At 69.7% G+C, this 20,599-nt stretch carries 24 protein-coding genes; 13 read left to right on the top strand and 11 right to left on the bottom strand.

Annotated elements, in window-relative coordinates; genetic code table 11:
• Positions 1–10 precede the first annotated feature (10 nt).
• The 5 genes from F6W97_RS18930 (at position 11) to F6W97_RS18910 (ending at position 4,344) form a co-directional block, all read left to right on the top strand.
• Positions 11–1,150, top strand: coding sequence for an FAD-dependent monooxygenase (locus tag F6W97_RS18930; RefSeq protein ID WP_155371693.1), 1,140 nt, complete (start codon positions 11–13; stop codon positions 1,148–1,150).
• Between the two features lie 85 nt (positions 1,151–1,235).
• Complete coding sequence (locus tag F6W97_RS18925) at positions 1,236–1,901, top strand: 2-phosphosulfolactate phosphatase (protein WP_196279226.1); 666 nt, start codon at positions 1,236–1,238, stop codon at positions 1,899–1,901.
• Positions 1,902–2,069: 168 nt separating this feature from the next.
• Positions 2,070–2,606, top strand: a complete 537-nt coding sequence (locus F6W97_RS18920) for an RBBP9/YdeN family alpha/beta hydrolase (protein WP_155371691.1) — start codon at positions 2,070–2,072, stop codon at positions 2,604–2,606.
• Positions 2,607–2,694: 88 nt separating this feature from the next.
• Entirely contained in the window at positions 2,695–3,375 is a 681-nt protein-coding gene (locus F6W97_RS18915) for a DUF6304 family protein (RefSeq protein WP_155371690.1), read from the top strand.
• A 453-nt stretch (positions 3,376–3,828) separates the two neighbouring features.
• The gene (locus tag F6W97_RS18910; RefSeq protein WP_230686801.1) at positions 3,829–4,344 is read left to right on the top strand and encodes an NADAR family protein; all 516 of its coding nucleotides are present in this window, start codon (positions 3,829–3,831) and stop codon (positions 4,342–4,344) included.
• Between the two features lie 118 nt (positions 4,345–4,462).
• On the opposite strand, the gene F6W97_RS18905 is transcribed toward F6W97_RS18910, so the two are convergent.
• On the bottom strand, positions 4,463–5,410 hold the full coding sequence (locus F6W97_RS18905) for a quinone oxidoreductase family protein (protein WP_155371689.1): 948 nt from the start codon (positions 5,408–5,410) through the stop codon (positions 4,463–4,465).
• An 88-nt stretch (positions 5,411–5,498) separates the two neighbouring features.
• On the opposite strand from F6W97_RS18905, the gene F6W97_RS18900 reads away from it, so the two are divergent.
• From F6W97_RS18900 to F6W97_RS18890, 3 genes are all read left to right on the top strand, one after another.
• The gene (locus F6W97_RS18900) at positions 5,499–5,957 is read left to right on the top strand and encodes a MarR family winged helix-turn-helix transcriptional regulator (RefSeq protein WP_155371688.1); all 459 of its coding nucleotides are present in this window, start codon (positions 5,499–5,501) and stop codon (positions 5,955–5,957) included.
• 70 nt (positions 5,958–6,027) lie between these two features.
• Positions 6,028–6,252, top strand: a complete 225-nt coding sequence (locus tag F6W97_RS18895) for a hypothetical protein (RefSeq protein WP_155371687.1) — start codon at positions 6,028–6,030, stop codon at positions 6,250–6,252.
• A 52-nt stretch (positions 6,253–6,304) separates the two neighbouring features.
• Positions 6,305–6,544, top strand: a complete 240-nt coding sequence (locus F6W97_RS18890; RefSeq protein WP_155371686.1) for an SHOCT domain-containing protein — start codon at positions 6,305–6,307, stop codon at positions 6,542–6,544.
• Positions 6,545–6,791: 247 nt separating this feature from the next.
• Here F6W97_RS18890 and F6W97_RS18885 read toward each other — a convergent pair whose 3' ends face one another.
• A complete protein-coding gene (locus F6W97_RS18885; RefSeq protein WP_155371685.1) occupies positions 6,792–6,971 on the bottom strand; it encodes a hypothetical protein in 180 nt (59 codons plus the stop codon).
• 359 nt (positions 6,972–7,330) lie between these two features.
• On the opposite strand from F6W97_RS18885, the gene F6W97_RS18880 reads away from it, so the two are divergent.
• Both F6W97_RS18880 and F6W97_RS18875 read left to right on the top strand, forming a co-directional pair.
• Complete coding sequence (locus F6W97_RS18880) at positions 7,331–8,077, top strand: helix-turn-helix domain-containing protein (protein WP_196279225.1); 747 nt, start codon at positions 7,331–7,333, stop codon at positions 8,075–8,077.
• Positions 8,077–8,550: an NUDIX domain-containing protein gene (locus tag F6W97_RS18875; protein WP_155371684.1), complete on the top strand. Its 474-nt coding sequence runs from the start codon at positions 8,077–8,079 to the stop codon at positions 8,548–8,550. Before F6W97_RS18880 ends, F6W97_RS18875 begins: the two co-directional genes overlap by 1 nt.
• 43 nt (positions 8,551–8,593) lie before the next feature.
• Here the strand turns inward: F6W97_RS18875 and F6W97_RS18870 are convergent, their stop codons facing one another.
• The gene (locus F6W97_RS18870; protein ID WP_230686800.1) at positions 8,594–8,932 is read right to left on the bottom strand and encodes a hypothetical protein; all 339 of its coding nucleotides are present in this window, start codon (positions 8,930–8,932) and stop codon (positions 8,594–8,596) included.
• Between the two features lie 344 nt (positions 8,933–9,276).
• Positions 9,277–9,963, bottom strand: a complete 687-nt coding sequence (locus F6W97_RS18865) for a hypothetical protein (RefSeq protein WP_155371683.1) — start codon at positions 9,961–9,963, stop codon at positions 9,277–9,279.
• A gap of 113 nt (positions 9,964–10,076) precedes the next feature.
• On the opposite strand from F6W97_RS18865, the gene F6W97_RS18860 reads away from it, so the two are divergent.
• Positions 10,077–10,823, top strand: coding sequence for a hypothetical protein (locus F6W97_RS18860; protein WP_155371682.1), 747 nt, complete (start codon positions 10,077–10,079; stop codon positions 10,821–10,823).
• Between the two features lie 240 nt (positions 10,824–11,063).
• Here F6W97_RS18860 and F6W97_RS18855 read toward each other — a convergent pair whose 3' ends face one another.
• The 5 genes from F6W97_RS18855 to F6W97_RS18835 form a co-directional block, all read right to left on the bottom strand.
• Positions 11,064–12,626 carry an MFS transporter gene (locus tag F6W97_RS18855; protein ID WP_155371681.1) on the bottom strand — a complete coding sequence of 521 codons (1,563 nt, stop codon included), beginning with the start codon at positions 12,624–12,626 and terminating at the stop codon, positions 11,064–11,066.
• Positions 12,623–14,185, bottom strand: coding sequence for an AMP-binding protein (locus tag F6W97_RS18850; RefSeq protein ID WP_230686799.1), 1,563 nt, complete (start codon positions 14,183–14,185; stop codon positions 12,623–12,625). The genes F6W97_RS18855 and F6W97_RS18850 overlap by 4 nt, the downstream gene beginning before the upstream one ends.
• A gap of 90 nt (positions 14,186–14,275) precedes the next feature.
• Entirely contained in the window at positions 14,276–14,656 is a 381-nt protein-coding gene (locus tag F6W97_RS18845) for a hypothetical protein (protein WP_155371680.1), read from the bottom strand.
• Between the two features lie 10 nt (positions 14,657–14,666).
• Positions 14,667–16,178, bottom strand: a complete 1,512-nt coding sequence (locus F6W97_RS18840) for a sodium/solute symporter (protein ID WP_155371679.1) — start codon at positions 16,176–16,178, stop codon at positions 14,667–14,669.
• Between the two features lie 79 nt (positions 16,179–16,257).
• Positions 16,258–17,202, bottom strand: coding sequence for an aminoglycoside phosphotransferase family protein (locus F6W97_RS18835; protein WP_155371678.1), 945 nt, complete (start codon positions 17,200–17,202; stop codon positions 16,258–16,260).
• 206 nt (positions 17,203–17,408) lie between these two features.
• On the opposite strand from F6W97_RS18835, the gene F6W97_RS18830 reads away from it, so the two are divergent.
• The gene (locus F6W97_RS18830; RefSeq protein ID WP_155371677.1) at positions 17,409–18,650 is read left to right on the top strand and encodes a sensor histidine kinase; all 1,242 of its coding nucleotides are present in this window, start codon (positions 17,409–17,411) and stop codon (positions 18,648–18,650) included.
• Positions 18,647–19,429 carry a LytR/AlgR family response regulator transcription factor gene (locus F6W97_RS18825; RefSeq protein WP_155371676.1) on the top strand — a complete coding sequence of 261 codons (783 nt, stop codon included), beginning with the start codon at positions 18,647–18,649 and terminating at the stop codon, positions 19,427–19,429. Before F6W97_RS18830 ends, F6W97_RS18825 begins: the two co-directional genes overlap by 4 nt.
• A 10-nt stretch (positions 19,430–19,439) precedes the next feature.
• Here the strand turns inward: F6W97_RS18825 and F6W97_RS18820 are convergent, their stop codons facing one another.
• Together F6W97_RS18820 and F6W97_RS18815 are read right to left on the bottom strand one after the other, a co-directional pair.
• Positions 19,440–19,856, bottom strand: a complete 417-nt coding sequence (locus tag F6W97_RS18820) for a VOC family protein (RefSeq protein ID WP_155371675.1) — start codon at positions 19,854–19,856, stop codon at positions 19,440–19,442.
• 84 nt (positions 19,857–19,940) lie between these two features.
• The gene (locus F6W97_RS18815; RefSeq protein WP_155371674.1) at positions 19,941–20,354 is read right to left on the bottom strand and encodes a helix-turn-helix transcriptional regulator; all 414 of its coding nucleotides are present in this window, start codon (positions 20,352–20,354) and stop codon (positions 19,941–19,943) included.
• Between the last annotated feature and the right edge of the window lie 245 nt (positions 20,355–20,599).

Below are 20,599 nucleotides of genomic sequence, written 5' to 3'. Positions count from 1 at the left end.
CAGTCAAAGCATGACTCGCACTGTGCTCATCTCCGGCGCCGGCGTGGCCGGCCCGACCCTCGCGTACTGGCTGGCCCGCAACGGATTCGCGCCGACGGTCGTCGAGCGCGCCACCGGGCAGCGGTCCAGCGGCAACCCCGTCGATGTGCGCGGCCCGGCGTACCCCGTCGCCGAGAAGATGGGCCTGATCCCCCGGCTGCGGGCAGCGGCGACCGCGACCACCGGCCTCGTCTTCGTCGACGCGCAGGGACGGCGCAAGAGCCGCGTCGACATGACGGTCAACCATGCCGTCGAGGTCGAGGTGCCCCGGGCCGACCTGGCCGCGATCATCACCGACGCCGCGGCCGACCGCGCCGAGATCGTGTACGGCGACTCGATCTCCGCTCTCACCCAGGACGGCAGCGGGGTCGACGTCACCTTCGAGCGGGGTACACCCCGGCGGTTCGACCTGGTCATCGGCACCGACGGGCAGCACTCGACGGTGCGCAGGCTCGCCTGGGGGCCGGAGTCGGACTTCGTCGCGCACCGCGGACTCTTCGTCGCCACCCTGCCCGTCGAGCGCGAGCTCAACCCGACGACCGACGTGCTGCTGTACGGCATGCCCGGCCGGCTCGCCTCCGTTCATCCGGTACGCGGCGACGGCGGCATCGCGGCGTTCATCTGGCGCGGCAAGCCCGTGCCCGGCTACGACCACCGGGACACGGCCCAGCACAAGCGCATCGTCGAGCAGGCGTACGCGAGCGGTGGCTGGCTCGTGCCCGAGCTGCTCGAACGCGTACGCGATGCTGGGGACCTCTACTTCGACACCGTCAGCCAGGTGCGCCTGGACACCTGGTCGCGGGGGCGCATCGGGCTGCTCGGCGACGCCGCGTCGTCGGTGTCGCTGTTCGGCGAGGGGTCGAGCCTGGCGATGGCAGGGGCGTACACGCTCGCCCGGACCCTGGCCGAGCACCGCGACCACCCCGAGCAAGGGCTTGAGGCGTACGAGTACGAGCACCGCAAGCTCACCGGGCCCAAGCAGAACACGTTCGCGGCGGCCGCGACGCTCATGGTGCCCGCCACCCGGCTCGGGGTGTCCCTGCGTGACAACGGCGCCCGCCTCGTCACGGGCTGGCAGCGGCTGAAGGCCGCCGCAAGTTGCGGACGATGACTACAACGCCCCCGGTCACGCTGCGAGAATGTCCTTGCGAGCCGGACCTCTGCGGCGAACGATCTGTGCCGTGTCGATCGTAGGTATGGATGCCGAGATCCCGGCCGGCGGAGTCGTTGTCGTCATCGATGTCATCCGGGCTTTCACGACGGCCGCGGTCGCCTTCGAGCGCGGCGTGACAGAGATAGCCTGCGCGCCGTCACTCGAAGTCGGCCGGGGCCTCCGACGGCTACACCCGGACCGTCTGCTGGTCGGCGAGGCCAACGGGCTCAAGCCCGCCGATTTCGACTTCGGGAACTCGCCGTTCGAGATGTCGACGGCGCAGGTCGACGGCCGACGCCTGATCCAGGCGACCTCGAACGGCACGCTCGGGCTCGCCCGCTGTCCGGACCCGGCGGCACTGCTCGCGATGTCAGCGCGGAATGTCGCCGCCACCGCCCGATGGATCGTGAGCCACCACGCCGGCCGTCCGCGCACCATCGTCTGCACCGGGCGGACCGCTGAGGACTGGGCCTGTGCGAGGCACCTGGGTGACCTTCTCGACGGCTCAGCGCCGGGTCGGGCGGATCTGGTCGCGGGCATCATGGACGGCGCAGCCGAGCATGCTGACGACTATGCGCGACTACCTGCGTCTCAGCGCGCTGACATTTCCAGGGACCTCCGCTTCTGCTGCGATGTCGACGGGTCCGAATTCGCGATGGTCGGCGAGGTCCGCAAGGATCACGTGGTCCTCACCAAAGTGCCGTGCTGAAGCGGCTGAAGGGCGCCGCCCGCAAAGACCGGCTCATCGAGCGGCGAAGGATCCATCGTGATCGCGAGGTGCCCCCACCCGGTCGCCACCTGCCGGGTAGCGTTGCCCGGCGGACGTCGCCGGGCCTGACGGGCGCCGGCTGAGCATCGACACCGGAAGGACGGCCCTGTGCAGCGCAACGCGATCATCTTCCACGGAACGGGCGGCAACCCCGAGGTCTGCTGGTTGCCGTGGCTGGGCAGGCAACTCGCCGATCGGGGGTACGCGGTCGAGATCCCGCACTATCCCGGTGTCAACGCGGAGCCGATCGCCACGTTCCTGCCGAAGGTGCTGGGCAACCACCGCTTCGACGAGAACACCGTGCTGGTGGGCCACTCGGGCGGGGCCGCGCTGCTGCTCGCCGTTCTCCAGCACATCGACGTGACCGTTGCCCAGGCGGTTCTCGTCGCCGGATACTCCACCCGGCCCAACACCGGCGACGAACCGGTCCTGCAACCGGACTACGACTGGGCGGCGATCAAGTCGCACGTACGCGACCTGTACTTCATCAACTCCCGCATGGACCCGTACGGCTGCGACGACAAGCAGGGACGGGCGATGTTCGAGCGGCTGGGCGGCACGCAGATCGTCCGCGACGACGGCCACTTCGGCGACCACGACCAGCCGTACCCGACGTTCGAACTACTCGACAGGATCATCGCCTGACGCCGCGCACCCGGCCACGGACCTCCGCGGAGAGTTCGGCGGCTACTTTCGATCCGCCCGTTGGTCGGCACTCGCTATAGGAGGCGGGATGGTCTCGTGGTCGGGCTGGTACCACGATCGACACGGGTCGGAACCGATCACGATCGACAGCGACGGCCGATCACTGACACTTCGCATCAGAGGTGTGGAGTTCGCAGGTGAGGACTTCGACTGGTTGGAGCCGGTCGCCGCCGAGGCAGCGAAAATCCCCTTCGAGCTCAATGCCGGTTCGTTGTGCTCGTGCGTGATCGAGTGGGACGTTCCGCTGCCGGTTGTCGCTGCCGGGGTCGAGGTGGACGGCATCCTGCGCTTTCGGCTTCTCCTCGGCGATGCGGTGCGCACGACCGGTGGCCTCGACGCCGAGGAGTTGACAGTCGCGTTGCACGTCGGCGGATCGGCGTATGAAACCGGTCGGCCCCACGGGTCCTTCGAGACCGCGCTCGAAGACGTCCATCGTCAGTTGCCGGCTGATTCCTACGTCAAGGCGTGCATCTCGTGCGCGTGGTCGGACTACTCGCCGGCCGGACAGCCGCTGTCCGGCGGGTTGGCGTGTTTTCGCAGCGTCAAGGACGCATACCGCCGGGTGAGAACGAAGCAGGACATCTTCGCGATCTGGGATCGCAGCACCGCGTATGTGCAGGAGACGTACCTGTGCGACGAGTTCGACCGGCGCGGCGCGGACGCAGGATACCGAGGCTCGTTTCCCAGCCGCACCACGATCGTGCAATGACCCGGGTCACCGCGGTTCTTTGGCGCCCGCTCGGAGTTCGAGCACGATGCCCGCGATATTGAAAGCCAGCGCCCAGGGTCGGCGTGCCATGCCGATCCATCTGGTGGAAGCGCCAACGGCGGGGAGCCAGCAGCCTCGTTCGCGTCGCGGACGAGGCCTACCCGCTCTAGAGCTGCAGCAACAGGCAGCCGTTACATCTCACCGAAGCTGTCCATTCCGGTCAGCTTGAGGATCTCGGTCCGTACATCCGCACATCCGGTCTTCGCCATCGAACAATCCTCTTCACATTTGGGATCATGCCAGCTTTGCCAGCCCGCACAGCGTCGGATAACCGCCTGTGGCGTCGCTCCTCCACGTGGTAAGCACACACAGGTCGCACCGCCGGCCATCGGCGCGAACCCACCCCGCTGCCCTCCGGCCACAGGCGACCGCTCTGTCGATGCCCGTGACAGGGTGCAGATCGCCGACTCCCGCTCCGAGGCCCAGATGACGATCTACTTCTACGGTGCCGACGAGGTTCCGTACGGCTGCTTCTCCAACTTCTCCGACCACGGCTTCGACCTCGACGGCCACCGGTGGCCGACCTCCGAGCACTATTTCCAGGCCCAGAAGTTCGCCGGTACCCGCCACGCCGAACTCATCCGGCGGACGGCGACCCCGTTGCGGGCCGCGGAGCTGGGCCGCGACCGGTCCCGGCCGCTGCGCCGCGACTGGGAACGCGTCAAAGACGACGTGATGCGCCGGGCCGTGACGGCCAAGTTCACCGCCCACATCGACATACGCGCCATCCTGTTGGACACCGGCGACGACGAGATCGTCGAGGACACCAGCACCGACCACTACTGGGGACGTGGTCGCAGTGGCACCGGCAAGAACATGCTCGGACGGATCCTGATGCGCGCCCGCACTCAGCTGCGTGCCGACCTCGACCAGAACGCCGACACCCAGGGCCGCAGGCAACTGCGGTAGCGCTGAGCGCAACCATCGCGAACGCGCGCGCGGAACAGGACTCAGTTCACGGAGCACGTGGTCCGCCGATCCGACACGAATCCTGGGAGGATCGTCGCGCCGGATCGGCGGCCGGGATTCAGCTGACGCGGACGACGCTCTTGCCGCGGGTGGCCCCGCCCGCCAGGTTCATGATCGCGGTCTCGACGTCGTCCAGTCCGTGTTCGGCGGTGATGTCGATGTGCACCGACCCGTCGGCGACCAGGCTCATGGCCCGGTCGGCGCTGCGGGCCAGCCTCTGCGGATCGGTCTGGCCGGCCAGGTTGCTGTTGTAGGTCAGCAGCGACTGCCCCCGCATCAGCAGGTCGTTGGCCGACACCGTGACCGGCGCGAAGTCGGCGATGTTGCCGTAGACCACGATCCGGCCGAACGGAGCCAGCCGCGCCAGATTCGCGACGCGGGCGGAGCCGCCGATCGGATCCAGGATCACGTCGAACATCTCCTCGCCGAGGGCGTCGGGGAACTCCTCACGCACCAGCACCTGGTGGTAGCCGAACCGGCGGGCGTAGTCGACCTGGCCGGGGTTGCCGACCACGCCGACGATCCGCCGCGCGCCCGCTGCCGTGGCGAACTGCCCGGCAAGCGACCCGACCCCACCGGCGGCGGCGTGGATCAGCACGCTGTCTCCGGGCTGGACCCGGGCGACCGTGTTGATCAGGTCGTACGCGGTCGGTGTGACCCAGCCGAACCCGGCCGCCTCGCGTGGGCCGACCCCGGCGGCGTTGATCGCGAGCGTCGCGGGCGCGGTCACGACCTCGGCGTAGCCGCCGCCGCTGATCAGTGCGGTGACCTGCTCGCCGATCCGCGCCTCGGGCACGCCCGCACCGACCGCGACGATCTCGCCTGCCGCTTCGAAGCCCGGCACGAACGGCCGCGGGACCGGGAAGTGGCCCTCGCGTACGAGCACGTCACCGTACTGGACTCCCGCGTAGGCGACCCGGATCGCGACCTCGCCCGCGCCGGGCACGGGCTCGGGCAGCTCGGTGACCCGGAACTGATCGTCGGTGTCCAGAACAACAGCTCTCATCACATTCAGCTCTCTGCCGTGACTCAGTATCCTGATACACGGAACCTAAGCAGTATCAGATACCTGAGTCAACTGAGGTGGTTGTGACATGGTCGACGTGCCGGTCGAGGAATATCTGTGCAACCGCATCCGGCGCGCCGAACAGGCGCTGATGGGCCACCATGAGGCGGTCCTGCGCGGGTACAAGCTGACCCTGCCCCAGTACACGGTGCTGCTGACGCTGTCCCGTGAAGACGCCATGTCCGGAGCGCAACTGGCCCGCGCGTGCGGGGTGACCCAGCAGAGCATGGCCAGCATGCTGACCGGTCTGGAGAACAAGGGACTCATCGACCGCCGGCCCTCGCCCGTACACGCGAAGGTCCTCATCGCCAGGCTCACCAGCACCGGCACCGACCTGCTCGAACGCGCCTACCGCGAAGTCATCGTGCTCGAACGCGCCCTCACCGACCGGTTCACCCCTGAGGAGCACCGGCAGTTCTGCGAATTCCTCGACCGGGCCACGGCAACACTCGTCGAGCAGACCCCATCAGCACAGGCCAGCCGATGAACCCCAGCAGGTGCGCCTTGGTCGCGACGCGCTAGATTGCCTGGCCGACCCGTCAGCGGAGGAGCCCGCCGTGACGGACAGCGAGCCGAATCGCGACACCTGGTTCACCGGCCTGATCGATCTCGTCTTCATGTGCGCCGTGTTCCTCGGCGTCACAGCGTTCTTCGACGATCTGGGCTGGCTCTATTACCTCACGGTCGGCGTCGTCTGGCTGGCGACGGCGCTCTGGGTCCTGCCGGGCGTCCACGCACGGGCGCATCGACGGCGGGACGGGCGCGGCGGCCCCACCGGCTGATCCGCGGTGGTGACCTGCGAGAAGTTGTCAGGCCTCGCTACGCTCACGCGCCATGGAGGTCATCATCCCGGTCGTCATCGTTCTTGCCATCCTCTCGTTCATCTTGGGACGGGCACACGACAGCTCGTTAGCGAGGAAGATCGGGAACGAGGTGCGCGGGCAGGCTCCGCATGGGCGGACCTCCCAGGAGGACCCGGTTGTCCTGCTGGAGAAGCTGCACCGGCTCAAGGAAGCCGGCGCGCTGACCGACGCTGAATACGAAGCCCAGAAGGCACGCATCCTCGGCGCATGACGCTCTCGGCAGATCGACTCGCTCACGCGCGACTTTCGACGGCATCACTGCTGATGGGGTGAACCTTCTCGGCCGCGGACTGGCGGACCGGGCGTCGCCGTGGTCTCGCCCACCTGTCCCCATCGATCCCGGCATACGTAGGACAGGCTCGCGTGAATCGGTGTGCCGTCGTTGTCGTGCAGCACCGGAACCCTGCAGTGCAGACACGGCGACACCCGTGGCCAGGTCGAGCGGTCGGCGTCGGCGGTCACCTTCGACCCTCCACGTCGGTCAGGGCCGCGCGCTCGTTCGCGGCGACGCACACCAATCGCGCACGCTGGCGCCACGGACACAGGTGCGCAGCCTTGCCAGGTCGTCGCCGGTACAGGTCGAGCAGCCACGGCTGCCTCGTGAGCAGCTCGTCCACGGCCAGGTCCAGGTTCTGCATCAGTGCCCTCCTGATCGCGGGGAGCGTCGGCCGGGCACGTCGGTGTCACCCCTTGTCACACCGACGGCCCAGCCGGCACGGCGCAGCGTCCACGCCACACCGGGTCCCGAACCTCCGTGTAATGCAGGATCGGGTGATGGAAGGGAAGAGCGCAGGCTGCGGTGACCGCCTGGCCTTGGGAGATGCGCCCCACGCCCTTCCCCAGCGCCCGCTGGCCCGAGGGTGCGATCTCGAACCGGCGGGGCTATGACACCAGAACCTACGAGCATGGCTGGGACGCGGGAACGTCCCAGCGGACATCGCTGCGGACATTTGTGTGGGGTCGAAACGTCCCGCATGTGTCCACTACGGTGGTTGGCATGACCCACCGTCTGCGCTCGGCGATGCTACGCGCCCAGTTGGACTCCGCCGCGCTGTCAGCCGCGGTGGGGGTGGATGTCAAGACTGTGAACCGGTGGCTGGCCGGGCGTGTCCCGCATCAGCGCACCCGCGTGGCCGTCGCGGTAGTGCTCGGCGAGACCGAGGCCGACCTCTGGCCGCAGTCCCGCCCGGACCAGGCACCCGGCATGAACGCGCTGGCCGAGGTCGTCGGCGCGTACGCGCACCGCGCGGACATCCCGCACCACCTGTGGACCGGCCTGCTGGCCGGGGCGACTGAACGCATCGACCTGCTCGGTTACGCCTATCCGTTCGTTCTGGAGCTGCTGCCCGACGCGGTGACACGGATTGCGGACAAGTGCTCGGCCGGGACGCGCGTGCGCATGGCGTTCGCCGACCCCGACTGCGACCACGTGATCGAACGCGACGGCCTGGAGCAGATGGGCGGCACCCTTCCTGGTCGGATCCGCAACGCCCTGAACTTCCTCGACCCGTTGCACGGGGTGCCCGGCTGCCAGGTCGGGTTGCATACGGTGCACCTGTACAACTCGGTGTTCCGGTTCGACGATCAGATGATCGTGACGCCATATCTGTTTCGGGCTCGCGGTTACCAGCACACCGCGCTGCACCTGCGGCGGCTGTCGCCGCACGGGATCTTCGCGTCATTCGCCGACCAGTTCGAGCAGATCTGGCAGACCGCCACGCCTTACCAGGCCGGAGTGGCGTGATGGCCGGCCGGCGCGACTTCTACCGCAACCGTGATGCGCCCGCCGCCAACTCCATCGCACCAGGCGGCTCGGCGCTGGTCGTCGATCAGCGCGGCTGGGTTTTGATGCAGCGCCGTGCGGACTCGGGCAACTGGTCCCTGCCCGGCGGGATCATGGAGATCGGCGAGACGATGCAGCAGTGTGTCGTGCGAGAGGTCAAAGAGGAAACCGGTTTGGACATCGAGATCACCGGGTTACTCGGCATCTACACCGACCCGCAGCATGTCATCGCCTACGCCGATGGCGAGGTCCGCCAGGAGTTCAACATCACCTACCGCGCGCGGGTCACAGGCGGCGCGATCACGGTGAGCCACGAGTCGACCGATGTCCGCTTCGTCGACCCGGTCGACTTCGACCGGATCCCGATCCACGACACCGTCCGGCTCCGGCTACACCACCACGCCGAAGGACCCCAGATGCCGTACCTCGGTTAACGAGGCCGGGTCAGGTGGCCCGTCAGGGCGCCAACACAGACGCTCACCAGGATGGCTCGCCGTTCGTCTGGCCATCCGCTGGAGACCAGCGACTCATGTGCCGATCAACGACCTCTCGCACCTGGCGGCGGAGGTACTTGTCGACGTAGCTCATGCCACCCATGCCCTCCGCCTCGAAGACCGCATCGGTGAAGCTGTCGGCATGGTCGGGTGGCGACTCGCAGAGCCGACGGATATCGTCGGGTGGCAGGCAAAATCCCAGCTTGATGCACAGTTCGTTCAGCAGCCGCTGAACATCGGAATCCAGATCGTCGCGATAACCCATGAGGAGAGCTTCCCGACTCACGTCCAGGCTGCCAACCCGGTAAACGTTCGTGGTCACGGCGCTAGTGGTCCACCTATCCGGGGTTCCTCATCGAGGCTTGCCAGGACCTGGCTCATATCGCGGTGGGCGTGCCGCACGCACGCTTCCTACGCACATCCCGCAGATCTCTAGCGACACTCGGAACCCTCGTCAGAGCCTCCCAGGACTCTTTACGGCCGCTCCAGCGCAACACCGTTAACCGCTAGATCGCAGCCTGCACATCGGATCAGGGCTAGCACGAGCGCTAGACCTAGCAGTCTCGCTGGCTAGAGCTAGCGCCTCCGGCGAGGGCCGCCCCGGCCCCGGGATGGATGAGGGGCCGTCTGCGTCTTGCGGTCCGCGGTTAGTTGGGTGGGGGCAGGTTAGTCGCGCTTGGTCCAGGGGTCGTACGCCCACGGGTCACCGTTGAATGAGCCGTCGACGTACGGACTGACCGTAGCCGCGGAAGGTCGAGTGTCGCCACATTCCTCTGACCCGTTGAGCTTCGTAATCTCAGGCCGATGGCTGGCCAGCTCGGGGGCCTCGACGAGGACGGCGGCGGCTTCGATGGCGGCGCGGCGGATCGTGTCGTCATCGTCGTGGAGGAACGGTGCGATCGCGTTGAAAAACACTGGTCGTCTCGCAAGAACAGCGGCACCTTCAGGAGTATTGGCCTGCCAACTTGCGTCGTCCACCACCGACCCGAGCCAGCGGATGAGCGCAGACCGCAGGGGAGCTTGGTGATCCCTGCTCCAGCGGTAGTCGCCGAACATAAACAGGGTCGCGGTCCGGGGGTCCGGGAGGATCCCAGCGATGTAAATGGCAGCTGGCACCGTGGCCCCGTAGATGGTGTTCTGGTGGCGTATCGGCTCCAGGTCGGCGAAGGCTCCCGACTGAATCTCCGGATCTGGGTCGAGGAGCGCCCGAAGCACGTAGGGCAGCCATATGGAGTAGTCCCCTATCGCACTGTCATGGCAGTCCCAGGCCGTGCCTCGAAGCAGGTCATCAGGGTCCGGCAGGGTTGTCAGACTTGTCAGAGCCGCATCATCAGGGTGCTCGGCACTCATCACAAACGGTCAGGCTACGGCCGGCGGCAACCACGTGGTGAACCCGTCCCACCCCGCTGCCAGCACCTGGGTTGTACGGCTTCCCGGTACCAGCGGAGCGCGGCTACCTTCCTGACGTGAGCGTTGACGATCGTCCTCAGTCGCTTGACTCTTGCTGGAACTACTGGCTCTGCATCGCGGGTGGTGACCAGGCAGGCATCATGGCGATGCTCGGGTTGACCGATTCGCAACCGACGACCTACGCGCTGGCCCGGGTCGTGGTGGACGACGCCAGTCACGGCCATGACACGGGATTGGTGTGCGTGACCGGTGAGATCAACGGTTGGACGGCCGTAGTCGGTCCCTGGTGCAATCCCGCCGACGTCAGCCGCCGGGATGAAATGCGGCTACTCGTCGAGGCTCTGAGCGGGACCTACGGCGAGGCTCACGCCTTCTACTGGGGTGCACAGGACGACGGATCTGCCTGGCTCATCGCTCGTGATGGCCACACTGTGCGCCGCTACAACAGCCTTGCCCCCTGGACATCGTTGGGCGACCCGCTCCCGATCGAGCAGCACTACCTTGACCAGTTCAATATCCCAGGTCGGCCCGAAGAGCACGCCGACGACGACGACATGTACGACGACATCTACGAATTCGAGTCTGCGTGCTCGGCTCAGAAGGTGGCGGAGACAGTCAGCCTTGATGTGGTTTGGCGTATGCCTACCAATGCCGTTGTGCGTGGCCAACTTGTCTTGGCGCGAGTGCCAGACCGAACCCCTGAGGCATTCGGGGTCCACGAAACCACGGGCGAGGTAAGGCAGCACGAAGGCAACGAAAGCCCGACGACGGAGCCGCCAGCCGACAACAGCGAACGGGGATAGCAGGGGGTTACCGGGCATCCCAGATCGCCCGTGGGTAGCGGCCGACCGTCGTGGTCGCGTTCGGGACGAAGCGGTCGGCCGCCCGCCAGGAGTCAGCAGAAAGTCAGCGAACCTGCTGACTCCCGCTTGCCCTGAGCGCTTCCAGCCAGTGGCGGGGGCACAGCGTTTCAGGCGCGTTGACAACGGGCGATACCGGGGGAGAGGCCAGGACCGCGTTCACACGGAAGAGGTCACGGCTTGTTACCCGGCGGTTAGATCCGGCAAATGCTGGACAGTCCTCTGTTCAAGTCGGCTGAGTCTGGACTCGGCGTCGGCGAGCTGTGCCCGCAGTCGTTCAGCCTCGACACGAACCTTCTCACGCTCGCCGGAGACGATATGCTCCGCCGCGACAATTGCCTCGGGCAGGTCCAACGCGCCGACTGTGTGCAGTGCGGTGGCCCCGTCAAGTTCACGCGGCGGTGCCAGTGCCGCCCGGCCTCGGGTGGCGGCGATCCGCCAGGTGCCGCCCGCATAGGCGAGCGTCACGGTCAGCGGCAAGACGGGTTCGGGCACGTCGAACGCCATTGTGGTGTCGTCGAGCTGCTTCCACGTGCGATATCCGAACACCGGGCTCAGCGTCGCGGCGAGCAGGATCAGACCGCACACGAGCAGGCCCGTAGTGAGCCCCGCCCCCTGCGCCAGCCACCCGCCGACGAGGCTTCCGACCGGGAGCCCGGCGTACGCGAATGCTGCCGCCAGCCCGAACACCCGCGCCTGATACGCCACCGGCACGCGCTGATACAGCACCGCCCCGATGATCGGGTTTACTGCTGCCAGCCCGACCCCCGACAGGAACAGCACGGTCACCACGATCGGCAGTTCGTCGGTGAACGCGAGCACCAGCATCCGTGGTGCCCCGCCGACCAGGTATCCCGCCGTCAGTGTCAGATACCGCGGCAGGTTCTTCGCCATCGCGGTGAACGCGATGTTCCCGACCACCGCCCCCAGTGCGAACGACCCGAACACCACCCCCAGCCCGGCCGGCGTCCCCAGCCGCTGGCTGACCCATAACGGCACGAACACCACCTGGTGCGCCTGCGTCGCGAGGTTGCTGACGAACAGCATCATCAGCACCCCCAGGATCAGCCGGTCGTGCTTGAGATAAACGAACCCACCCCGCAACGAGTCCAGATACGACTCTTTCGGCGCGGCCCCCGCCTCCGGCGCTACAACAACAGTCGGCGGCATCCGCACCAGCGCGGCGACGATCAGCCCCGACGCTGCGAACGTGGCCGCGTCCACCCCCATCACGGTCAGCGGATCAGTCAACGCGATGAGCAGCCCGCCCACCGGCGCTCCGATGAGCGTGGTCAGCCGCCCGATCCCGTCATAGAACCCGGTGACCCGGGCCGTATCCACCCCCGCCTGCTCGATCATCGGCCGCAGCAGCACCGCCCGCGCCCGGTCACTGAGCCCCCGCAGCCCACCCGCGACAGCCACCAGCACCAGCAGCGCCCCGAACCCGAGGTCGCGATACCCGAGCACGATCGCCATCAGCGCCAGCGCACTGAGCAAATCCGCGTCGACGGTCACCCGCCACGCCCCGAGCCGGTCGATCCACGGCGCACCGAGCACCCCGGCGGCCACGTACGGCACCATCTCGGCGGCGGCAACGAGCCCCATCATCGTGGGGCTGCCGGTCTCGACGAGCACGAGCCACGGCAGTGCCACGAACGTCATCTTCGTGCCGACCTGCGAGATCGCCTCGGCGGTGAGTACGCCGACGAGGCCGCCGCGGCGGCGCGGGACGACCTCCGAGCTCACGCCGTCGCCGGGGCCGCGGCCAGGTATCGCGCCCGCAGCGCCTTCTTGTCGATTTTGCCCATCGCGGTGAGCGGCAGTCCGTCGATGAACTCGACGGTCCGCGGCGCCCACATCTCGTTTAGCTCCCCGATGACGAAGTCGCGCACCTCGTCGGGGCTGAGGTCGGCTCCGGGTTCGGCGACGACGTACGCATACACCGCCTCACCGGTGTCGTCGGCCGGCACGCCGATGACCGCGGCCGCGCGGACCTGCGGGTGCGCGACGAGCGCGTCCTCGACCGGCCGGCTGTAGATGTTCGTGGACCCGTACCCGGTGATGATCATGTCTTTGATCCGGTCGACCAGGAACAGGTAGCCGTCGGCGTCGAGGCGGCCGACGTCGCCGGTGCGCAGCCAGCCGCCGGTCAGGGTCTGCGCGGTCAGGCCGGGTTCGCCGAAGTAGCCGTCCATCATCAGGCTGCCGCTGATCCACACCTCGCCGGTCTCCCCGGCGGGCAGCACGTCCCCGGCCGAGGACCGGATCTCGACGCGCATGTCGCCGAACGGCAGCCCGCACGATCCGAGCCGTTCGGGGTGCGCCGGGTCGACGGTCAGGTTCGGCTGGGCGGTGATGAAGGGCGCCTCGGTCATCCCGTACACGGGACGCAGCACCGGCCCGAACCGTTCGACGGCCTGGGCCAGCCGCGCGGGGGCGGCGGCGCTGCCGCCACACGAGATCATCTGGAGGGTGGACGTGTCGGTGTCGGCCAGCCGCGGGTCGTCGAGCAGCTGGTAGAGCAGCGGCGGCGGGAGCAGGATGCTGGTGATCCGGTCCTGGGTGATCGCGTCGAGGAACGGCTGCGTGTCGTACTTGTCGTGCATGACCAGGGTGCCGCCGGTGAACAGCGTCATCAGCACCGGCACCTGCGCGCTGACGTGCCAGAACGCGGACACGGCGAGGTGGCGCAGGTGGTGGCCGCCGGAGGCGGTCCAGTGGTCGGAGAACAGCATCAGGGTCTGGAAGAACGAGTGCCGGTGCAGCACGAGTTTCGGGGTGCCGGTGGTGCCGCCGGTCTGGAACAGCGAGTGCGGTTCGGCGTCGGGGCCGTCGCGGCCGATCGGCGGTTCGTCGGCGGGTGGGCGGGCGAGCAGGTCGGGGCCGAGCCCGCCGTCGCCGAGGCACAGCACGGACAGGTGCGGCACCTCGCCGAGCAGCTCGCGGCCGAGCTGGTCGTGGGTGCGGGCGTCGTACACGAACACGTCGGCTTCGGCCAGGCGCAGGAACTCGACCCGGTGCCGGTGCGGTGCGGACGGGATCATCCACACCGAGCGGCAGCCCAGCAGGTGCAGGCTCAGCTGCAGGAAGATCGCCTCGTGCGGGTTGCCGACCAGGATCGCGACCGATGTGCCCGCATGCACACCCTGCTCGTGCAGGGCGGACGCCATGGTCAGCACGGCGGTGCGCAGCTCCTGATAGGTCAGGGTGCGGCCCGGCGCGCGGATGGCCTCGGCGTCTCCGTATCCGGCGAACCTGTCCAGCGCAAGCCACACGTAACTGCGGGCTGCCACGTCGTTGTCCACAGCCGAGGCCCCTTCTGCCAGGTCAGAAGGGTCACACTAGCGGCGGGAGGTCGGTGCGTCTAGATCTTTGGATGTCGATGCGGTGACAGCTCAGGGGGTGGTGCCGCGTTCGGCGGGGCGGCCGACCAGGGCCGCGAAGTCGGCCTCGTTGCGTTCGGCGAGCCGGGTGTAGACCAGGCCCGCTCCGGCCAGGAACGGGAAGGACAGGACGCCAAGCAGCAGCCAGGGCAGCGGCATGCCGGCCACGGCCACGTGGGTGCCGGCGGGCCACAGGCTGAACAGCAGCGGGAGCCCGCCGAGCGCGACGGCGACGACGGCGGCCAGGCGCAGGGCGAGGCCGAGCTGCACGCGCATCAGCTCGCGGACCAGCGCGTCGCCCATCGCCGTCTGTTCGACCAGCTCGTCGTGCGCCCCGGGCCGCGGTCGGATCCGGCGGTGTGCGGCGAGGTCGACCCGTACTCGATCACTCACGTCAGCCACGCTACAGCCGCGATGTTTCGGATTTGCGCTGCGTTTCCGGGGTGTGCAGGGTTTCGGGCGCGTGCAGGCGCAGCAGCATCGCGCCGACGGCCCCGGGCACGCGCCGCCGGGTGGCCAGCGACACGGTCACCATGACCGCGAACGCCAGCGGCACGGTCCAGGCGGCGGGCTGGGCGAGCAGGTCGGCGGTGAGACCGGGCGCGGGCGGCAGGAAGATCGTCCACAGTACGGCGACGACGGCGCTGCCGCCCCCGGCGAGGATGCCCGCGGCCGCGCCCGCGGCGGTCAGGCCCCGCCACCAGATGCCGAGCACCAGCATGGGGCAGAAGCTCGACGCGGCGACGGCGAACGCGAGCCCGACGACCTGCGACACGTTCAGGCCGTGCACGGCCAGCGCGAGCCCCATCGGCACCGCGCCCGCGAACAGCGCCGCCGCCCGGAACAGCGGCAGCGGTCCCCACACGGCCAGCCGTCCCCGGCCGAGCACGTCGTTGGCGAGCACCCCGGCGACGCTGGTGAGCAGCCCGTTGGAGGTGGACAGGAACGCGGCGAAGGCGCCCGCGGCGACGAGCGCGCCGAGCACGTCGGCGGCCAGGCCGGGGCCGAGTGCGGCGGCGGGCAGCAGCAGCACGACGGTGTCGTTGCGCCCGGTGGCGAGTTCGGGGGTGTAGACGCGGCCGAGCACCCCGTAGATGGTCGGGAACAGGTAGAACAGGCCTACGAGGCCGAGCACGATCGTGGTGGTGCGCCGGGCGGAGCCGCCGTCGGGGTTGGTGTAGAAGCGGGCGAGCACGTGCGGCAGTCCCATGGTGCCGAGGAACGTCGCCAGGATCAGCGAGTACGTGGCGACCATGCCGCCGGCCGGGGCCAGCCACGCGTCGTCGACGGGGATCGCGGGCCGCCCGTCGTCGTTCCACCGCGCCAGCAGGAAGAATGCGGGCACGGCGATCGCGGTGAGCTTCAGCCAGTACTGGAACGCCTGCACGTATGTCGCCGAGCGCATCCCGCCGAACGCGACGTTGCCGGTGACCACGGCCCCGACCAGCACCACCCCGACCCAGCTCGGCGCACCGGTGACGATCCGGAACGTCAGCCCGGCGCCCTGCAGCTGCGGCAGCAGGTAGAACCATCCGATGAACAGCACGAACGCCGTCGCCAGCCGTCTGAGCCGGGGTGAGGCGAGCCGTGCCTCGCAGAAGTCCGGCAGCGTGAACGCCCCGGACCGGCGCAGCGGCGCGGCCACGAACAGCAGCAGCGCCAGGTAACCGGCGGCGAACCCGACGGGATACCAGAGCATCTGCGCGCCGTACGCCAGGATCAGGCCGGCGACGCCGAGGAAACTGGCCGCGGACAGGTATTCCCCGCCGATCGCGGCCGCGTTCTGCGTCGGGCTGACCATCCGCGACGCGACCAGCAGATCCGACGTCCCCCGCACGAGCCGTATCCCCCACGCGCCGATGGCGACCGTCGCCACGGTGACGGTCACGATCGCGATCAAGGCGTAGGCATTCACGGCCGCTGGATCGTACACCCCGAAGGAAGGGCGCCTTCTTGTCGTTGTACGAAGCGGAAGGGCGTCTTCTTGACGTCGGTCAGTGTCGGGTGTCGAGGCGGGTGCGCAGCCAGCGGAGTGAGGCCTCGCCCTGGGCGCGCTGGAAGGCGCGCACGGTCGGCAGTCCGGGTGGCGCGGGGCGGCGGCAGGCGTCGAGGAAGTAGCCGGTCATCCCGGCCAGCACGCCGGTCACGTCGGACGGGCGTGCGCCCAGCGGGGCGGTGTACGCGGCCACCAGCGCGTCGACGTCGTGGCCGCCGAACAGGTTCACGTTCACCATGATCATCATGCTGTCGAGCCAGGCCGGGCCGACGCAGGCCCACGGCCAGTCGACCACGGTGACCGAGCCGTCCGGGCCGACCAGCAGGTTGTCGGCGCGGATGTCGGTGTGCGCGACGGTGTCGCCGTCCAGCGCAGCCACGCCCGCAGCCCCCAGCGCGACCAGCTCGGGCAGCCGGGCGGCGGCCCACGGGTCGAGGTCGTCCGGCGGATCGGCGGCCAGTCGTTCCCACCCGGACAGATCGTGGCCGAGCAGGGCCGCCACCGTCGGCAGGTCCGGCATCGGGCACGGGGTCAGGCCTGCGGCGAGCGCGCCCAGGGTGGTGAGCACGGCGTCGAGTTCGGCGGCCGCCCACGGGGTCACCGGGTGCCGGCCCTCCACGTCCTGCAGCACCAGCGCGACCCAGTCGCCGTCGTCGAAACAGCCGAGCAGCCGCGGCGCGGGCACGGTCGACGGCAGTGCCGCGGTGATCAGCGCCTCCTGGCGGTGCAGCTGCACCGAGCGCTCGTTCTGGGCGGTGCTGACGGCCTTGACGAAGGCCCGCCGGCCGCCGGCGGTGCGGACCCGGTCGGCGGTGCCCGGTGAGAAGCCGCCCTGCTGCGAGACGGCCGCCACGATCCGGTCGCCCAGGATTGCCTCCACCTCTGCCCGGACATGTCCGGCCACGTCCGCCCACCCGATGCGTACCCCGCTAGCCACCGCCATCGCAGGATCCTCGCACCGACCCGACCTGCTCCGCAGCTCGATTTCCCCGGTCGGGGGACGGTGGCGCGGCGCGCGCGGATCATCGGACTTGCCAGGCAACCGGGCGTGTCGCGGTGCAAGACACGCGCAGGTGACCAGGAAATCCGATGATCTTGCGGGACCGGTGGGGGTGGAGTGCGGCGGGTGGGCGTGGCACGATCGCTGCCATGTACCCAGCGCTGGGCGCCGCCGCCGTGGCGGCCGTCATCGCCGCGACCGCGGTGGTGATGATGCGCGGCCGGCGCCGGGTCGTCACGCCGGAGGAGCGGGCGACGTACCAGGTGCTGCACCTGGCGACGCTGGCCAGCGAGCCGCTGCGGCAGGGCCTGCGCGACGACACCGCGACGGCGGCGCTGCCGCACCTGCGCACGCTGGTCGGCGCGGCCGGGCTGGCGCTGGCCGACGGCACCGGTTTCCTGGCCCACGACGGGGCGGGCGGCCACCACCGCGACGCGCTGCTGGCCGCGGCGCAGCGGGCGCTGTCCACCGGACGGCCGGTGCTGCTGCGGCCGCAGGAGCTGACGTGTGTACGCCTGGACTGCCCGGTGCGCGGCGCGGTCGCCACCCCGGTGTCCAAGCCCGACGGCGGCCTCGCCGGGGCGCTGGTCGCCGTCACCGAGGCGCGGCCGACGCCGGGCCTGGTGCGGGTGGTGCTGGAGACGGCGCACTGGGTCGGGCTGCAGCTGGAGCTGGCCGAGTTGCAGGAGGAGCGGGCCCGGTCGGCGCGGGCCGAGGTGCGGGCGCTGCGGGCGCAGATCAGCCCGCATTTCGTGTACAACGCGCTGACCGCGATCGCCTCGTTCGTGCGCACCGATCCGGAGCAGGCCCGGGAGCTGATCCTGGAATTCGCCGAGTTCACCCGGTACTCGTTCCGGGCGCACGGGGAGTTCACCACGCTCGCCGAGGAGCTGCGCTCGATCGACCGCTACCTGACCATCGAACGGGCCCGGTTCGGCGAGCGGCTGCAGGTGCGGCTGCGCGTCGCGCCGGAGGTGCTGCCCGTGGAGGTGCCGTTCCTGTGCCTGCAGCCGCTGGTGGAGAACGCGGTGCGGCACGGGCTCGCGCCGAAGCCGGGAGTGGGCACGATCCGGATCATCGCCGCGGACGCGGGCGCGGACTGCGAGATCATCGTGGAGGACGACGGCGTGGGCATGGACCCGGCGGTGCTGCTGGACGGCGACGGCACGGTCGACGGCGACGGCGGCCAGCACGTCGGCTTGAGCAATGTGGACGACCGGCTGCGGGCGGTGTTCGGCGACGCGTACGGACTGGTCGTGGAGACCGCCCCGCAGGCCGGCACCCGGGTCAGCCTGCGCATTCCGAAGTTCCGGGGCGGCGCGGTGATGAGCGAGCCGGCGATGGCGCCGGGCAGCCGGCCCGCCGCCGCGCGCGACGGGAGGCGGGCGTGACCGGCCGTCCGGCGACCCCGCCGCGGCTGCGGGTGCTGGCCGTCGACGACGAGCCCCCGGCCCTGGACGAGCTGCTCTACCTGCTGCGCAACGACCCGCGGGTGGAGTACGTGCACAGTGCCGCCGACGCCGCCGAGGCGCTGCGGGTGCTGCACGAGAACGACGTCGACGTGGCGTTCCTCGACATCCGGATGCCGGGCCTGGACGGCATGGACCTGGCCCGGGTGCTGCAGCGTTTCGCCCGCTCCCCCGCCGTCGTGTTCGTCACCGCCTACGACGACCGGGCCGCGGACGCGTTCGACCTGGGGGTGGTCGACTATGTGCGCAAGCCGGTGCGCGCCGAGCGCATCGCCGAGTCGCTGCGCCGGGTGCTGTCCGAGCGCGCCGCGGTCGAGGACCGGCCCGCGACCCCGCCCGAGGCGGCCCCGCCGGGCGGCGATCCGATGATCCCGGTGGAGCTGGGCGGGGTGGTGCGGCTGCTGCCGCGCTCGTCGGTGTGCTGGGTGGAGGCGCAGGGCGACTACGCCCGGCTGCACACCGCCGACGGCTCGCACCTGGTGCGGGTGTCGCTGACGCAGCTGGAGGAGCGCTGGACCGACGCGGGCTTCCTGCGCATCCACCGCTCCTACCTGGTACGCCTGGACCTGGTCACCGAGCTGCGCCTGACCGGCTCCGGGTATGTCGTCACCGTCGGCGGCCACCAGCTGCCGGTCGCCCGCCGGCACACCCGTGTGCTCAAGGACCGGCTCATCCGCCCCGCCAAACAGCACTGGGGCTGACGGCCGGGCCTCAGGCGGGACTGCCCTGCTGGAGGATCCGGACAGCGTTGCCGAACGGGTCGCGCAGGCCCATGTCGGTGCCGTAGAAGTGGTCGGTCGGCTCCTGGGTGAAGTCGGTGAAGCCGCCCGCTTTGAGGCTCTCGTACAGTCCCCGGACGTCGTCGCTGTTGAGGACGAGGCCGGTCAGGGCGCCCTTCGTGACCAGCTCGCGGAGCTGGGCGGCCGTCGCTTCGTCGTGCAGCGGCGCCCCTGGCTGTTCCAGGGAGATCTCGGTGCCGTCGGCGCCGGGGACGCGGACGGTCAGCCAGCGGTAGGAGCCCTGCTGGACGTCGTTGCCCTTCTCCAGTCCGAGCTTGCCGACGTAGAAGTCCAGCGCCTCGTCATGGTCGAGGACGTAGATCGAGGTGACGTTCAGTTTCGTGATCATGTTCGGTTCCCTCGGTGCGCGGTGATTGACGTTTCGCCAGGCTAGGCGAGCCGCCTTCGCCTGGGCTTATCCAGAACTGCTCGATCAGGCCGCGGCCGGGGCGGCTGCCGTGCGCGGTCGGGTGTTGGCCATCAGGGCACAGTGCGGCACGCCCACCGGGTGGTGGCCGCTGCGGTAGTCCGACGGCGTCTGCCCGACGATCTGCCGGAACGTGCGGCTGAAGGTCCCGAGGCTGGCGAAGCCGACGTCGAAGCAGACGTCGGTGACGGTGCGGCCGGTCTCCCGCAGCAGGAACATCGAGCGCTCGACCCGCCGCCGCTGCAGGTAGCGGTGCGGCGTCTCGCCGAACACGGTGCGGAAGCAGCGGCTGAAGTGCGCCGGCGACAGGTGCGCCACCGCCGCGACGGCGGCGACGTCCAGGGGCTGGGCGTAGGCGCGGTCCATCGCGTCGCGGGCGCGGAGCAGGCGCCGGTTCAGTTCCTCGACCTCTCGGCTCACGCCGCAATGCTATAAGGCCTGGTCCGCGGGCACAGGGTCCGGCGTCGGCGCCCACCGGAGGGCACTCGTGCGCGACGGACCGGCGGGAAGACCTCTCGGCCGGCCGGGTGGGAGCGCTGCCGTTCGGCGCGCGGGCAAGCGCCGCTGGGCGCGTACGGGCGACCGCTCGGCGCGAACGCCGCCCATGTCCGCTTCGGCCGGTTCACAGATCGACACGCAGGTCCCTAGCCTGCGGGCAACCGCAC

The organism is Catellatospora vulcania (genome assembly GCF_009720385.1).
Classification (GTDB): Bacteria; Actinomycetota; Actinomycetes; order Mycobacteriales; family Micromonosporaceae; genus Catellatospora; species Catellatospora vulcania.
The sequence above is the reverse complement of the archived record's forward strand: the minus strand, read 5'-3'. Positions and strand labels throughout refer to the sequence as shown.

Bases quoted from the DNA above. Each gene is read 5' to 3' on its own strand.
- F6W97_RS18885 (WP_155371685.1), bottom strand. From the start codon at position 6,971: ATGCAGAACCTGGACCTGGCCGTGGACGAGCTGCTCACGAGGCAGCCG.
- F6W97_RS18820 (WP_155371675.1), bottom strand. From the start codon at position 19,856: ATGATCACGAAACTGAACGTCACCTCGATCTACGTCCTCGACCATGAC.
- F6W97_RS18900 (WP_155371688.1), top strand. From the start codon at position 5,499: ATGGTCGACGTGCCGGTCGAGGAATATCTGTGCAACCGCATCCGGCGC.
- F6W97_RS18830 (WP_155371677.1), top strand. From the start codon at position 17,409: ATGTACCCAGCGCTGGGCGCCGCCGCCGTGGCGGCCGTCATCGCCGCG.
- F6W97_RS18835 (WP_155371678.1), bottom strand. From the start codon at position 17,202: ATGGCGGTGGCTAGCGGGGTACGCATCGGGTGGGCGGACGTGGCCGGA.
- F6W97_RS18915 (WP_155371690.1), top strand. From the start codon at position 2,695: ATGGTCTCGTGGTCGGGCTGGTACCACGATCGACACGGGTCGGAACCG.
- F6W97_RS18925 (WP_196279226.1), top strand. From the start codon at position 1,236: ATGGATGCCGAGATCCCGGCCGGCGGAGTCGTTGTCGTCATCGATGTC.
- F6W97_RS18880 (WP_196279225.1), top strand. From the start codon at position 7,331: ATGACCCACCGTCTGCGCTCGGCGATGCTACGCGCCCAGTTGGACTCC.
- F6W97_RS18930 (WP_155371693.1), top strand. From the start codon at position 11: ATGACTCGCACTGTGCTCATCTCCGGCGCCGGCGTGGCCGGCCCGACC.
- F6W97_RS18905 (WP_155371689.1), bottom strand. From the start codon at position 5,410: ATGAGAGCTGTTGTTCTGGACACCGACGATCAGTTCCGGGTCACCGAG.
- F6W97_RS18890 (WP_155371686.1), top strand. From the start codon at position 6,305: ATGGAGGTCATCATCCCGGTCGTCATCGTTCTTGCCATCCTCTCGTTC.
- F6W97_RS18875 (WP_155371684.1), top strand. From the start codon at position 8,077: ATGGCCGGCCGGCGCGACTTCTACCGCAACCGTGATGCGCCCGCCGCC.